10 protein-coding genes are annotated in these 15,908 nt (G+C 35.1%); 6 read left to right on the top strand and 4 right to left on the bottom strand.

Annotated elements, in window-relative coordinates:
- Window positions 1-146 precede the first annotated feature (146 nt).
- The 6 genes from NLG42_RS15370 to NLG42_RS15345 all read left to right on the top strand — a co-directional run bounded on the left by NLG42_RS15370 (window position 147) and on the right by NLG42_RS15345 (window position 8,978).
- A complete protein-coding gene (locus NLG42_RS15370) occupies window positions 147-4,187 on the top strand; it encodes a hybrid sensor histidine kinase/response regulator transcription factor (protein ID WP_257681489.1) in 4,041 nt (1,346 codons plus the stop codon).
- 237 nt (window positions 4,188-4,424) lie between these two features.
- On the top strand, window positions 4,425-5,561 hold the full coding sequence (locus NLG42_RS15365) for a DUF4861 domain-containing protein (RefSeq protein WP_257681488.1): 1,137 nt from the start codon (window positions 4,425-4,427) through the stop codon (window positions 5,559-5,561).
- 33 nt (window positions 5,562-5,594) lie between these two features.
- Window positions 5,595-6,389 carry a gluconate 5-dehydrogenase gene (locus NLG42_RS15360; RefSeq protein ID WP_257681487.1) on the top strand — a complete coding sequence of 265 codons (795 nt, stop codon included), beginning with the start codon at window positions 5,595-5,597 and terminating at the stop codon, window positions 6,387-6,389.
- Window positions 6,390-6,809: 420 nt separating this feature from the next.
- On the top strand, window positions 6,810-6,980 hold the full coding sequence (locus NLG42_RS15355) for a hypothetical protein (RefSeq protein WP_257681486.1): 171 nt from the start codon (window positions 6,810-6,812) through the stop codon (window positions 6,978-6,980).
- On the top strand, window positions 6,952-7,956 hold the full coding sequence (locus tag NLG42_RS15350; protein WP_257681485.1) for a hypothetical protein: 1,005 nt from the start codon (window positions 6,952-6,954) through the stop codon (window positions 7,954-7,956). Before NLG42_RS15355 ends, NLG42_RS15350 begins: the two co-directional genes overlap by 29 nt.
- A complete protein-coding gene (locus NLG42_RS15345; RefSeq protein WP_089056729.1) occupies window positions 7,947-8,978 on the top strand; it encodes a hypothetical protein in 1,032 nt (343 codons plus the stop codon). The genes NLG42_RS15350 and NLG42_RS15345 overlap by 10 nt, the downstream gene beginning before the upstream one ends.
- Before the next feature lie 272 nt (window positions 8,979-9,250).
- On the opposite strand, the gene NLG42_RS15340 is transcribed toward NLG42_RS15345, so the two are convergent.
- Genes NLG42_RS15340 through NLG42_RS15325 form a run of 4 tightly spaced genes read right to left on the bottom strand, consistent with a single transcriptional unit; the run spans window position 9,251 to window position 15,901 of the window.
- The gene (locus NLG42_RS15340) at window positions 9,251-10,423 is read right to left on the bottom strand and encodes an MFS transporter (RefSeq protein ID WP_257681484.1); all 1,173 of its coding nucleotides are present in this window, start codon (window positions 10,421-10,423) and stop codon (window positions 9,251-9,253) included.
- A gap of 29 nt (window positions 10,424-10,452) precedes the next feature.
- The gene (locus tag NLG42_RS15335) at window positions 10,453-11,538 is read right to left on the bottom strand and encodes a zinc-binding dehydrogenase (RefSeq protein WP_257681483.1); all 1,086 of its coding nucleotides are present in this window, start codon (window positions 11,536-11,538) and stop codon (window positions 10,453-10,455) included.
- The gene (locus NLG42_RS15330) at window positions 11,531-13,042 is read right to left on the bottom strand and encodes an alkaline phosphatase D family protein (RefSeq protein ID WP_257681482.1); all 1,512 of its coding nucleotides are present in this window, start codon (window positions 13,040-13,042) and stop codon (window positions 11,531-11,533) included. The genes NLG42_RS15335 and NLG42_RS15330 overlap by 8 nt, the downstream gene beginning before the upstream one ends.
- A 60-nt stretch (window positions 13,043-13,102) precedes the next feature.
- A complete protein-coding gene (locus NLG42_RS15325; protein ID WP_257681481.1) occupies window positions 13,103-15,901 on the bottom strand; it encodes a TonB-dependent receptor in 2,799 nt (932 codons plus the stop codon).
- Between the last annotated feature and the right edge of the window lie 7 nt (window positions 15,902-15,908).

Below are 15,908 nucleotides of genomic sequence, written 5' to 3'. Positions count from 1 at the left end.
CTCTGATTTAGAGTTTAAAATCTATGTTTCTATGTGTTCATTTTTTTTCACGCAGATTTAGCAGATTTAGCAGATTTTTTGATTCCTTTAATCAATGACTTTTATTTTAAAAGAAAACAAACAAAACAATTAAAATTGAGACTTTCATGAAGAAAACGATTGCCATAGCTGTGCTTTTCTATTTCATACTTTTTGCCACTAAAAGTCAGGCTCAGGTACAAGATCGCTATTTCCGAACTATTTCGGTTGATAAAGGCTTGTCGCAAAGTTCTGTTTTTGCTATTCAGCAAGATACTTTAGGTTTTATCTGGATAGGAACTCAGGACGGATTAAATCGTTATGACAGTAAAGGTTTTAAAGTGTATCGCCCTTTAAAAAATGCTAAAAACAATTTACAATCTTATTTCATTCGAAGTTTGTTTACAGATCATAAAGGGCGATTGTGGATAGGCGGAAATCAAGGTTTAAGTGTATATAACTATGATACTGATAATTTTACGAATTACCAGTTTCCAAAAAGTTTGGGCGAATGGTACATTTCGTCAATTACAGAAGACAGCGAACATCGTATTTGGGCGGCATCAATTACAGGAGAGATTTTTGTTCTTTCACCAAAAGACGGAAAATTTACCAATATTAAATTTAAAGCTTCTTCTCACGAAATAAAAGAGATTGCTTACATCGGTTTTTGGCAGCAGCAGCTTCTTATTGGTACCGATGTTGGTCTTTTTCAATTAAACCCAAAAACACATCAATTAAAAAAACTGAATTTAGGAACGAACAAACCTTACATCAATAGCGTTTTTGTAGATAACAAGAGCTTATGGATTGCAACTGAAGGTTATGGAGTGATCTTGTATAATGGTCAAAACCGCCAGACTTCTAGTCTTACACACAGTTCATCAGCAAATAGTATCGCTGATAATAATATTCGCTGTGTGGGCAAAGATACAGAGGGCAATATCTGGTTTGGCACTTTTAGAGGTCTTTCTATTTATAATCCAGCGGCCAATTCATTTACAAATTATTATCATCAAATTTCACAGCCGTATACAATTGCTCAAAATTCGGTACGATGCTTTTTGAAGGATAAACAAAACGGAATCTGGCTGGGAACCTATTATGGCGGTATCAATTACTATCATAAAAACGATATTAAGTTTAATATTTTAAGCCAAAACTCGGCTAAACCATCGCTAAATGATGAAGTTATTGGAGTAATCAAACAAGATGCTAAAGGAAATTTCTGGATAGGAACAAATGACAAAGGAATAAACTATTGGAACAAAAACGCTGGTACTATCAGTTATTACTCAAACAGTGAAAACAATCCAAACAGTATAAGTTCTAATAATATTAAAGCCATTGCTTTTGATGATAACGGCAATGTACTTATTGGCACTCATAATGGCGGAATGAATCTTCTGAATCCAAAATCAGGAACAGCACAGCGATTTCTTCATGATGAAAAAAATCCTAACAGTATTGCAGGAAACTTGGTGTACGCTCTTCTTAAAGACTCAAAAGGACGTATTTGGGTGGGTACTAGAACTGGTTTAGATCAGTTTCATCCCGAAACCAAAACTTTTACTCATATTCATCTCGACAAAGCCGGAAAACGTTTAACATCAGACGCTGTTACCTTTTTGTTTGAAGACAGTAAAAATCGCATTTGGATAGGAACTACAAACGGAGTTACGCTCTTTTACCCTGATACGCTTTTATTTGGAAATGTTGGACATGGAAAACTAAGCGAAGATATTATCAATTGCATAACTGAAGATCAAAAACACCGAATTTGGATTGGTACTAGAGAAGGTTTGCGTTTGTATGATGAAAATCAGGAATCTTTTATAAGCTTTAAAGCTAGAAAAGATTTTTTTCAAGAAACCATTTACGGTATTGTTCCAGATAATGATGGCAATTTATGGATTTCTACAAATAATGGTTTAATCAAATTTAACCCAGACAGTCGTTCGGTTCAAAATTTTGACGAAAGTGACGGCTTGCAAAACAAACAGTTTAACGAATATTCGTTTTGCAAAGCACAAGACGGTATGTTGCTTTTTGGCGGTATCAAAGGTATTTCGTACTTCTATCCTGCTATGATCAAACAAAAACCGCTGCCTTTAAAACTAAGTTTTACAACACTTGAGGTTTTAAACAAAACGGTTGCCGTAAATGATGAAACCAATATTTTAGAACAACATATCGATCAGGTAAAAGAACTTGAAATTGGTTCAGAATACAAGCAATTCAGTATCTTTTTCAACACCTTCAACTATATTTCATCTAATAGAACGTATTACTATTATAAACTCGACGGCATCGATAAAGACTGGCAGCGCACAGATCAGCTAAAAGTGAGTTACAGCAATTTACCAGCAGGAAAATACAACTTTCAAATCAAAGCCGTTGGTCCAAATGGAGAAATGAGTTCCGTGAGAAGTTTAACAATTGATATTCTTGCGCCTTGGTATAAAACACTTTGGTTTTCGCTGCTGTTATTAACCATTATTGGTATTGCCGTTTATATTGGTTTTAAAATTATTAAAGAAAGAATTCAGGCTGAACAACAGTTAAAATTAGAACGAATAGACAAAGAAAGAGTGAGTTATATCAACCAAGTAAAAATGGATTTCTTTACTAATGTTTCGCATGAATTAAGAACGCCTTTAACATTGATTCTGGCTCCTTTAGAGGAATTATTAAAAACACCTTTTGCAGACAAAATATCTAAAAAGAAACACGAACTAATGTTTATTAATGCAAAAAGATTATACAACCTAGTCGATCAGCTTTTTGAGTTTAGAAAAACCGAAATGGGAACGCGACAGCTTAAAGTGGGCAAAGGTGATATTGTTCGTTTTACACGTGAAATTTACGAGTCGTTTAAACCGCTTTCAGAAAAAAACGACATTCATTTTACCTTTCATACAGACGAAACGCAACTCTTATTTTACTTTGATAAAGATGCTATGGAAAAGATTTTATTCAATCTTTTATCCAATGCTTTCAAATATACCAAAACGGGTCAGAGCATTACACTGGAATTAGTAAAGAAAAATGAAACTGTAGAAATAAAAGTCGCTGACACGGGGGTTGGAATTAGTGAAGACGATTTATCAAAAGTATTCGATCGCTTTTATCAGGTAAACAATCGTGAAATGAATTTGGGCTCTGGTGTTGGTTTGGCTTTTACAAAACGCTTAGTCGAACTGCATCACGGAGAAATTTCTGCCGAAAGTACTAAAGAAGTTGGAAGTGCTTTTAAAGTAACAATTCCTCTTTCTGATCAAGTTTATAAAAACGATCAGCATATCGAAGATTCTTTGTATGAATTAGATATCGTTACTGATAATGAACTTGATAACGAAAACATCCTTGAAGAAGAAAACGAATTAGCAGAAAGAGATCAGCCTATTAAACTGCTTTTAGTTGATGATAACAAAGAGATTATAGATTATCTGCAGGATTACTTTGGCAAAATTTACGATGTAACAGTCGCTTACAATGGTCAAATGGCGCTTGAACTTCTAGAGATTCATCAATTTGATATTATTATAAGCGACGTAATGATGCCTGAACTTGACGGATTGCATTTTTGCAAACGTGTTAAACAAAACATCAATACTTCGCATATTCCGTTGGTGCTTTTAACCGCCAGAACCGAAACGAGCCAGCAGTTAAAAGGCATAGAAATGGGCGCTGATGATTATATTACAAAACCTTTTTCAACTCCAATATTGGCAGCGAAAATTACAAATCTGCTGCGCTCTCGTAAACGTTTAAAGGAATATTATGCTGTAGGCAAAGAAATGGTTCCCGAAAACATTGCTTTTAATACGCTTGACGAAGATTTTCTTAAACAAGCCATACAAATTGTCGAAGATCATTTAGCAGATTCTGAGTTTTCAGTAGATCATTTCAGCAGACAAATTGGTATGAGCCGTTCTAATCTTTATTTAAAACTCAAAGCTATTACAGGCGAATCGGCGATGGATTTTATAAAAAGAATCCGATTTAAAAAAGCAGTAGAATTAATGCAGAGTAAGCGATACACAATTGCACAAATTACCTATATGTGCGGTTTTAACTCTCCATCTTATTTTTCAACCGCTTTCAAACAGCATTATGGCTGTATGCCGAGCGAATATTTAGCCAAACTAGAGCAGCCAAAAGAATAACTAAACAACAATACAAACTAACTAATGCAAACAAAAAGCACCTTTTACAATCCTCCGCCTGTTTAATTAAACAGCTGTTAAAACAAAGTCTTTACACAAAGGTAAACTCAATAATTTCGAAAATTACAACCTCGGCAAAATGATTTCATTTTTGATCGACACGTTCTATTTATGCCTTTTTTAAATCAAATAACAACTTTAAATAAAACAACATAACAAACTATTAATTATAATTTTATGAAAATAACAAAATACTTTTCTATACTTACTTTTATTTTACCCTTTACTTCTATCGGGCAGACAAAAGCAAGTATTACTATTCAAAATAATTTGGCTGCAGATCAAACGGAAACTGTGGTTTCTGTAAAATGGAAAGACATACTTTCCTCCTATCCGCAAATCGATACAGCAAACTTTATCGTAATTAATACCAGCACAAAAAAGCAGGTTCCTTTTCAATTGGAACACAAAGGTTCTGCTGCTGTTCAAAATTTATTACTGCAAGTAAATGTTAAAGCAAAATCAGGATTAAACCTTTCTATTCAAAAAGGAAAACCTGAAGCTTTTGCAGCAAAAACATATGCTCGCTACGTTCCGGAACGCAAAGATGATTTTGCTTGGGAAAACGATAAAATTGCGTTTCGCGCTTATGGAAAAGCTCTAGAAAAAACTGAAGGTGATGCTTACGGTTTTGATGTTTGGGTAAAACGAACAAATAAATTAGTATTAAACGACCGCTACAAACGTGATGATTACCATATCGATCATGGTGACGGCTTAGATTATTATCACGTAGGTTTTACCTTGGGTGCCGGAAATATGGCTCCGTTTATCAAAGACACTATTCGTTACTCAGGCAATTATCATCAATGGAAAGTTCTGGACAATGGTCCTTTACGCTCCACTTTTCAACTAAAATATGACGAATGGAACGCTGGCGGCATAAAAATGAGCGCCGTAAAAACTATCTCACTTGATGCTGGTTCACAGCTTAACCGAATCGAAAACATCTACACATTCAATGACAATAAGCCAATTCCCGTTGTTGTAGGAATCATAAAAAGAGAGAAAGCAGGTGTTATTTCTTTAAATGAACAACAAGGTATTATGGGATATTGGGAACCTGCTTTCGAAAAAGACGGCACAACAGCAGTAGGTTCTATTGTAACAACTCCGGCAACTTCTATGTGGAGCAATAAAGAACAAATACTAACACAAACAACCGTCAAAAACAACGAACCAATTGTGTATTACACTGGCGCAGCTTGGGATAAAGCAGGTAAAATCACTACTGCAAAACAATGGTTTGATTACTTGAATGCTTTTTATCAAAAAGTAAACAACCCGCTGATTATAACGGTAAAAAAGAACTAAAACAGAATTACTATTAACTATAAACAAAAAAGAATGTCAATTAATTTATTTGATTTAACAGGGAAAACAGCATTAATTACAGGTGGTGTTCACGGATTAGGAATGGCAATGGCTAAAGGACTTGGACATGCAGGTGCAAAAATTGTAGTAAATGACCATTCGTCGCAAGAAGCAGTAAACAATGCAATTGCCGAATATAAATCGGAAGGAATCGAAGCTTACGGTTACTTATTTGATGTAACTGATGAAAATGCAGTAATCGAAGCAATTAACAAAATTGAGTCTGAAGTAGGTTCTATCGATATTTTAATAAACAATGCCGGGATTATCAAAAGAACGCCTATTATAGAAATGGAAGTTGCAGATTTTGAAGCTGTGGTAAAGGTTGATTTAACAGGTCCTTTCATTGTTTCTAAAAATGTAGCAAAAGGAATGATTACACGCGGGGGCGGAAAAATCATTAATATGTGTTCAATGATGAGTGAACTTGGCCGAGATTCTGTAAGTGCTTACGCATCGGCAAAAGGCGGATTAAAAATGCTTACTAAAAACATGGCTACGGAATGGGCTAAATTCAATATTCAAACAAACGGAATTGGCCCTGGTTATTTTGCAACAAGCCAAACAGCTCCAATTCGAGTAAACGGACATCCTTTTAATGAGTTTATTATGGGGAGAACTCCTGCAGGACGTTGGGGAGACCCAGACGATTTACAAGGTGCAGCAATCTTTTTGAGTTCAAAAGCAAGTGATTTTGTAAACGGCCATATTGTTTATGTAGACGGCGGTATATTAGCAACAATTGGAAAACCATCTAACGAAAATTAGGTCGTAATTGATTCTAAAACATAGTCATAATAACTGTCTGGATAGTTTTACGGCTTTATACAAAGGTGTTTCACTTGACCAAAAATACATAAACTACTATGTAAGAGAAATGTGTTTCTTTTTAGTTTTCCTTTCTAGAAATAAAACCTATGTTTCTATGTGTTTAAAATAATTTTAAGCCTCGAGCGAAAAGGACAGATGAAGTAATTACATCGAACAGTTTTACTAATTCAATTAATATTTGGCAAAGCCTTTTGTTTACAGCAATAGGCTTTGCTTTTTTTACTGTTTCTGAGTATTTTACAGATAAATCTTAAAAAATTAAAAATTTCTTATTAAAATTATCGTTTTTTAAACGAAATTTGCGCTTTAATATTAAAAAATTAAAAACAAACCCCAAGTTTAATCAAAACCCTACTAATGAAAAAAACGTATTATTTTTTTCCAGTACTTGCCGTTCTGGCAAGTATCACTTTTGCGTGCAGTGACAAGGAAGACGGCGAAAATTACAAGCCAAATTATCTGCCTAGTATTGACGCTGCAACATTACCAGCAGGAAATCGTGCCTTTACAAGTAATTCAAAAAGGTAAAGATTCCGTTCAAGTATCACTATATTCACCAGTTGGATTAACTGACGTGAAAATATATGCTAAATTACCTAACTATGAAAAACGATTTGTTCTTTACAAATTTTCAAAAGTGCCGGCTTTTCACAGATCTTTTCATCAAATTCCGTTAACAGCAGGTAAACATGACTACGAGCTTGAAAACGGAAAAACAGTTACAATTGACAAAATCGAAGGATTTTCTTCGGGAGCAATCGAGTTTTCTGTAGAATCTACTGATCCTTTATTTCTGAAATTTAAAAAAATCAAGTCTACACACTTAGTACAATTTAGCGCTGCGTATCATACTAATGAACTTGGAAAGTTTTTACCAATGAATCCAGTTTTGGCAAAAGAAGCCATAACTATGATCATTAATTATTCTTATGCTTTAAGTCATCCTATGTATTACAGCACTTTTACAAATTTCAACAAATACAAACAGGAACAGGCTGCTACGGCAGGAACTGCAATAAATGGTGCGCTTAATTGGCATGGAAATGCTGAAGATAAGGACGGGACTTATGACTATTTAACTAAAGAGGAAATAGAAAAAACGTACTGGAATTACCTTGACGGCAGAACGGTAAATATGGCAATGGTTGGCGGCGCAGCAGCTTTAGGCGGCGGCGCGCTGGCTTCTCAATGGGAATCTGGATATGTTACAGGACATTGGTTAGGCGAAATGTCGGTTTGGTCACACGAATACTCTCATCATATTGGCTGGGGACACAGCAGTAACTTAGCAAACAGCGGTGAAGGCGGCGGTCAACAGGAAATGCTTACTGATTTTTATAAATACTTGATTTACTTAAACGATCTGCCTTTTACAGATCCTGAAGTCCTAAAAGGATACAGCAAAACAAGTTACCTAACGGGTAAATACAAAAAACCAGAGTTTAAGATAAATCCTAAAAACCCATTTTTACTAAAATATAAAGGAGAAGGAAAATGGAACTAACCCGCAAAATCAACATGAACAAACTACCCTTTTTAATACTGCTGCTTTGTTTTATTACCAGCTGCAGCAAAGATTCTGATGGCCCTGAACCAACAAATTACGACTATTACTACCCTACAAACGAAGCTTCGATTACAGCTAAACAAATTGGCGACGGATCTGGAACGCTTGATCCTAAAGGAATCACGATTTCAAAAGAGAAACTATATGTTTGTAATGGCAATGTTTTAGAGGTTTTTAATGCCGTGACTTTAGCACATATTAAAACAATTGCAAACTACACAAAAGGCAGCACAACAATTCCGTTTGTAAATCTAACATCTGTTTCTATTGATAATGGAAGAATTTACGTAGGAAGTGTCGAATCGAGACTTTTTGTTCTTGATGAAAGCACTACTCTTGGAATTAATACGGTTGGAAACGGACAATGGTGGCAGACTTTTGTACACGTTTTTGGCGTTGTTGCAAAGGACGGATTGGTATTTGTAAAGGAAAAGGAAAAATCTATTAAAGTTTTTGAAGCTTCACAAATTACTGAAACCAGCGACTGGAATTTAAAACCTTTTGCTAAACTAAACACTTTAAGCGGTTTCGATCAAGTATATTCTATGGATGTAACGGATGGAAATTTGGTAGTTGCAGGAAGAGATGCTAAAAGCTATTTATATTATAACATTGCTGGTATTCGTGCAAATGCTGCAGCTTCAATAACTACTCCATTAGAACCCGTAAAAGCTCCTTTTGAAGACGCAAAACCAATTTCGGTAGTATTTAGTAAAGATTGGGCGATAACATCAGAAAACGCAGGAAACACATCTTATTTACGTCTTTATCCAAAAGATGAGTTTAACAATAGAGAATACAAACCAAGAGTAAATGCCTCTGACATTATGGGACAAAATCCTTTTGGAACTATTGTAAGTACTGTATTGCTTAATGATCGCATCTTTTTATCTGATAATACAAATAAAACAATTCGAGTTGTTAAGCTTAATAAATCAACAATTGCAGAGCAAAAGTAAAATTCTCCTCTACCCTTGTTGAATACGTATTAAACACAGAGAAACATAGATTCTATTTTTATCTATAACAAGAAGACAAAAAGAAACACGTTTCTCTCACATGGGCACGCTATGTGCATTTAAATTAAGTAAAACGCCTTTTATTGAAGTATAAAACTATGTTTCTATGTGTTAAAAATTATACACAAAACATTCTAAACAACGCAATTACAATCAAAAACACCTCTAAAACTTTTGCTTTAGAGGTGTTTTTATTTTATGACAAATTGCTTTTATCGCTCTTCTTTAATCAAATACATTATTAAAGCAGACAATAAGCATATTATAGAAATGACTAAGAATAAAAATTTCGTATTTCCTGTTCTTTCAATAATATATCCAAGTAAAGGTTCTCCTAATGCTGCAAAAAGATAACCGCACATATTCATGGTTCCAATTGCGGTTCCCGTTCGCTCCCGCCCCATTATTTGTGGACACAAAGCCCAAAAATTAGCTTGAGGTCCGTAAACAAAAAAGCCGCAGGCAATCAAAAGAAATCCTATCACAACTAGATTTGCATTATGCATAAAGAACAATAGAAATGAAAGCCCGCAGCAAACCAGCATTCCCATGAATATAGATTTATAATTGCTTTTAAAAAGCGTTGTTGACAATTGCCCAAAACTAAAAGCACCAAAAGCCATGCCCAGCGGAAGCAAAAAGGTAACCCAGATTAACGAAGGATCTTCTTTCCAGTTATCGCCTAAAAAATGTACAGGAACCCAAAATATTAAGCCGTAGCGTGCCATACTTTCTAAACCAAATGACAGGCAGACTAATCTAAACTTTTTATGCCCCAGAACTTCACTGTAACTTTTTTTTATTGCTGCAAAATCGAAACCTTTTGACTTTCTTTCTACAGGAACCGGCGATGCCTTTATAAAAACTAAAAATACGGTGGCCGACACAAACAATAGTAAAACCGGCAGTCTAAACAACATTCTCCAGTCTAAATGCAGCGAGGTAATATAAATTGAAATCCCAAAAGTTACTGCCGATGAAAATCCAGCTGCCATGGTATACAAACCAAAGGCTTTGTTCTGTTCTTCTGGTTTAAACCAATTCGCAATTATTTTTCCTCCAGGAGCCCAAGCCATCGATTGAAAGTACCCGTTTAAAAACCATAAAACTAAAATGATATAAGGCGAATGGGTAAAACTAATTCCTAAGTTGCAGGCAATAGACAAATAAGCTCCTATTGGCACTAAGTATTTTGGATTAAAACGATCGGCGAGATTTCCGTTGATAAACTGTCCTAACGAATAACCTATCAGCATAGCGAAACTTATCCAGCCAATAAAGGTGTATGAAATTCCTAAATCTTCGCGCATTGCTTTTGTTGCCCAGCCAAAGTTATGTCTGCCTGTATAAAAAAACAGGTAACAAAACATGGTGATAAAAAGCATTTGGTATTTTTTTGAGATTTTACTCATCATTAAATTGTTATTAAAACCCTGTATGGTTTGTGTTTAACTGCATATTGAAATGCTTCTAGGGTTTCTTGCAATGGAAATTCTTTTTCGATGAAAGTACCAAAAGGATAATCTGAAAAATGATCTTCAAAAAATGAAACGGCATTGATAAAATCTTCATAATTATAATTATGCATTCCTTTTATGCTTAACAATTTACGAATCATTACCTCAGCATTAACTTCAATGCTTTCTGTTGGAGTTACAGCGCCTATCCAAATGTGTTCTGCTCCTATTGCACTAAACTGTAAACCTGTTTTTATGGCTTCAATAGAACCGCTCATATCAATGATAACATCAAAACCTTTTTTATAAAATCCTGATGTTATTTGAGTCAGTTCTTCAATTGGATTTGAACTGTTATAAATATAATCGGCACCAAAAGATTTACTTTTCTCTAATCTTCTGTCATCAATATCAATCACCGTAACCGATGCTGCTTTTTTCTGTTTTGCAATCGCTGCAGCAATCAAACCCAGAACTCCTGCGCCAAGAATTAAGACATTTTTGCTTTCAATTTGACTAACTAATCGATAAGCTGCCATTGCTGTAGCTCCGGCACAATTAATAATTGGTGCAAATTTTTCATCTATAGAGGAAGGCAGTTTCAAGATCCCTGTTCCCTTTTTCAATACACAATGCGTTCCTAATCCGCCGTTGAATTTCTCGTTTTCGGTAAACTGAACGTGTCCGTATTTAAATAAACCCGCAGATTTCTGAGGCATTTTATCTTGTACAAACTCATCTGAATCTGTTGCGGCAAAAATGGTCCAGGTAATAAGATCACCCTCTTTTAAGATATTTCCATTTAAATCATAAAAAGGCTCGCTTTGCGATAGTTCCAAAATTTCTCCCACGATCTCATGTCCTAAAACAATTGGCGATGGTTCTTTTCGTCTTCCTGTAAAAGTATGCAGGTCGCTGCCGCACAAAGTCGTGTATTTGTTTTTTACTAAAATTTCGCCTGTCTGCAATGCTGGCAAAGCCGTATATTCAGGAAGAATACTGCCGTTTTTTTCATTAAACAGCATAACACATGAACTACACATTTTTCTTTAAGTTGTTTAAGTTATCAATTGTAAAATCAGGACCTTGCCTTTCGTCACTATCTCGCAGCAGTATATCGGAATTGAATTTATAACTGATGTTGATTTGCTTTTTACTCACTTTCAAAACAAAATAGCCGTGAGCTGCAATATCATTGTAAATCATATGCGGATTAAGCTTGTATAAGAGTTTGCTTTTTTTGGCAATTTGCTCACTGGTTAAGCGGTCATCATTTTTAGAAGTTATCGACGGCGTTAAAAACTCCCACGCAATACGTTTGTTATTGGCCGAATCTGGCGCGTTTAATTCTAAAACATGACTTTGATGATGATCTCCGGTTAAAATAATGGGCGGATTTTTCAAGCTCTCAAAAACTTCAATCAGCTGTTCTCTTTGGTAAGGATAACCTGTCCACCAATCCTCTTCTTTTACCGTTTCTATTTTTTTACTTTTATAGCCTGTAAACATGACCTGATTTACAAGGAAATTCCATCTTGCATCACTATTTTTCAATTCATCTGATAAATGATCGAATTGTTTCTTGGAAATCATTTTTCGCTGCGGATTAAATTTCTCTGGGTCGCTGCTTAATAACTGTTTATCTCTGCCGTCTAATCGTTCTTCTAAGAAATAGAAATTAGCCTCCTTTCCTATTTTAATCGAACGAATCATTTCGCTTGTCGATTTAGCTCTCACAGGCATCCATTCAAAATAAGCTTGTACAGCAGCGGCACTTCTGTCAGTCCAATTCCCTTCGTTGCTCTGGTGATTTTTTGCTCCGCCGAAATAGGCATTATTAGCCAATTCGTGATCGTCCCAAATACAGATAAATGATTTTGTACGATGTGCTTTTTGAAGCTCTTTATCTTTACGATAAAGAGCATATCTTTTTCTATAATCAGCTAATGAAATAAGCTCATGAAGCGGGTCGTTTAAACGATTGCTTTCTTCAAGAAAAGCTTTATTAGCATATTGTCCTGTTCCGTATTCATAGATATAATCGCCTAAATGAAATACGTAATCAATCGCTTTATTATCTGCAATATGGCGGAATGAGGTAAAATAACCGTCTTCGTAATTGTTACAGCTTACAACTGCTATTTGAAGCGGTTTTAAAAGCGAATCAGGCAATGTTTTACAAACTCCAATATCAGAAGTCGTTTCGTTGTAAATAAACCTGTAAAAGTAAACCTGATTACTTTCTAGATTCGTTGCATCAATCTTAACCGTGTAATCGAGGTCTTGTGATGTTGTTACGAAACCTTTCTTAACTACATTTTTAAAAGCCGCATCATTTGCAATCTGCCATTCGACATTGCAAATCCCCGAAAATTCTGTAGTAATACGTGTCCATAGTATTACGGCATCGTTTGTAGGATCTCCAGAAGCCACTCCATGCATAAAATATGCATTGTTATTTTGGGCAAATAATGAAAATACTTTTACAGGAAACAACAGCGGAATCATTCCGAGCATTGACCTTTTTACAAAACCTCTTCTGTTCATCTTATCTTTATAAAAAACACAATAGTACTACTTGAATGTTACCTTTATGTTTAGAAATTATTAAAATCTATAGCTTGCTCCAATTTTACCACGAATACCGTAATACTCCACCTGCTCTGGTCTTGAAACTACACCATGATAATAGCGTAACTCTTGATTGTTAAGGTTGTTAAGATCTATAAAGAATGTAATATTCTTAGGCGTTGTATAAGAAAGGTTCATATCTAGATGAAAATCTTTGTCCTGATATCTGTCAGCTCCTTTGTTATCGCGGATTTCAACTAAAAATGCTTCACGGTAATTTGCTGCCAATCGTGCTGCAAAACCTTTGTATTCGTAAATAAGCGATGCATTAAAGATGTTTGGAGATTGGTTCATTAAACCTATTTTTTCGTCGCCTCGATCTGATAATGTGGTTTCGGATTTTGTAAACGTGTAATTTGCTTTTAGACTAAAGTTGCTTAAAAATCCAGGTAATTCTTTAAATTTCTTATTGAAACCTACTTCTATTCCGTACAAAAATGCATTGTCAGAATTTAAAGGTCTTGAAACTTTATACAAATCCTCGGATCCGCCAACAGTTCTTATTTCGTCAGTTGTCGATGTATAAATTAAATCTTTAAGATCTTTATAGAAAACACTTCCGGTCACATAATCGTTTTTGTTTAAATAATAAGAACCTACTAAATCATAATTCCATGAAAATGTTGGTTTTAAATCGATGTTTCCTTCTACAACCGTATGATTATCGGGATTTACTCTATTACTCGGGCTCAATTCGTTAAAAGCCGGACGGGCAAAAGTTCTGGTAACTGCCGCTCTTAAATCCAATTTCTTTGATGGTTTGTAAATCAGATGTGCCATTGGTAAAAATGCACCATAATTTTTACTTCCGTATATTGGTGTAACTACTTTGGTTTTATCGTTAAACTCGTAACTTTTTGCATCTACAGCTGTGTTTTCATATCGAATTCCACCCACAAAACGAAAATCATCGTTAATATTCCATTCTGCAGATCCGTAACCTGCCCAAACTTTTTCGGTAGCATCATAATTACCTGTTGCATAACTGGAATTAGTTACATCCTGATAGTTATACTTTAAGTTCTTGGCAATCGCTGGATTTCCCATTGGGTCAATAAAAGAGCTTTCTGTTGGATAATTGAATTTTAAATTATCATAATTATTATTCAATTCAGGAAACCAATTATTACTTGGAAATGCTTCTCTTTCCCATTGATTCAAATAAGCTTTTGGTGCTTTTGTATCGTAAATCCAGGTAATGTAACGGTAGTCGTATGTACTGGTTTTGTTTCTGAATTTTCCTCCAAACTTAATTTTCAAATTTTCTTTTGCAGCATAATTAAAATCAGCAGCAGCTACTTGATCTTTCTCTTCGACATTACGAATTGAAGTTACATATCTGTCCAAATAATATTTTTCTGGATCATATGGTGTCGAAAAGTGCGGCTGAATATTATTGGATGGATCACCCACATAACCCGCTGGTCCGTCGCCTTGCAAAAACTTATAATTTGTACCGTCAACTTTTACCAAATTGTCATATTTTACAGTTTGTATCCAGTTTCCGTAATAATAACCTCTGTCATTTTTTGTTGCCGATGATGGACCATTGTAACCTGCCCACGAAGTGTAAGCAGCAACTTTGGCGTTCATTTTTAATTTGTCCGATATTTTACTTTCGTATCCAAATTCACCTCCATAATTTTTAAACAAATAATCGACAGTGCTCCAACGCAATACGGCATTACTTGTCGTTTTATTAAAGTAGTGCATTGTTTTTCTGTTTTGCTCTTCGTCTAGAAATTGACTGTAGTAACCACGAGCATAAATTTTGTTTCGGCTGTTAAAACGAAAATCTGTTGCGACATTAAATCCAGTATTAGTTCTCACTCCCTGATAATTTCTAACATCCAGCGTATTTACATTGTGCAATGCATTACCATAAACAACCTCATAATCATCTGTAGAATAAGTACGTCGATTGTAATTGGTCATGGCAAGAAAGCCGAATTTCTTTTTAAAGAATCGATTACCGTATAATACCGTGCTATTATACCCCACTTTATCATCCGCGCGAAGATTAACAGGAATAGCAACAGTCGCACGAAAAGTTTCTTTTTTTGGAGAAAACTTCGGAATATAATTAATTGTTCCTCCAATAGCATCTCCTTCATATTCTGGCGTAATTGCTTTTACAACCTGAATATATTCCAGAAATTCTGTTGGCAATAAATCCATTGGCACGGTACGATTACCAAGCAAATCTCCTGAGGTTTTTGCAGATGGCATTCTGTCTCCATTAATGGTTGCCGAACTCCATTGCGAAGGCGTTCCTCTTACCGTTACGTATCTTCCTTCTCCTTGATCTCTGTCTATACTCACACCCGGAATTCTTTGTACAGCCTCGGCTGCACTAATATCTGGCATTTTACCCATTGCATCTGCACTAACAACATCCATAATAGCATTTGAACTTTGGCGCATATCCATCGCTTTTCTTTCTCCGCTGCTATAATATTCTAAAACTACTTCATCCAGTTTTTCTTCCTTACCAGCGAGAACAATAGTTCCTAAATCAATATTCTTGGTTGAAACGTTTACTGCAATTTTTTTTGAAGTATAGTTTTCACTTGAAATTTCTAAATGATATTGCCCTGCTTTAAGTTTAAAAGAGAAATTACCATTTCGGTCTGTGTCTACAGTTCTAGATTGCTCTATAACTAAAATCGAAGCCGGATGTAAAGGACCGGATTCACTGCTGATTTTACCTTTAACTTCTTGTGCATATGAAGTTGTTAAGAATAATACAGCTGCAATGTATAGTAAAGCCTTCATGAGTTTA

Origin of the sequence: Flavobacterium plurextorum, assembly GCF_024638035.1 — a bacterium.
GTDB classification, from domain to species: Bacteria; Bacteroidota; Bacteroidia; order Flavobacteriales; family Flavobacteriaceae; genus Flavobacterium; species Flavobacterium plurextorum.
The sequence above is the reverse complement of the archived record's forward strand: the minus strand, read 5'-3'. Positions and strand labels throughout refer to the sequence as shown.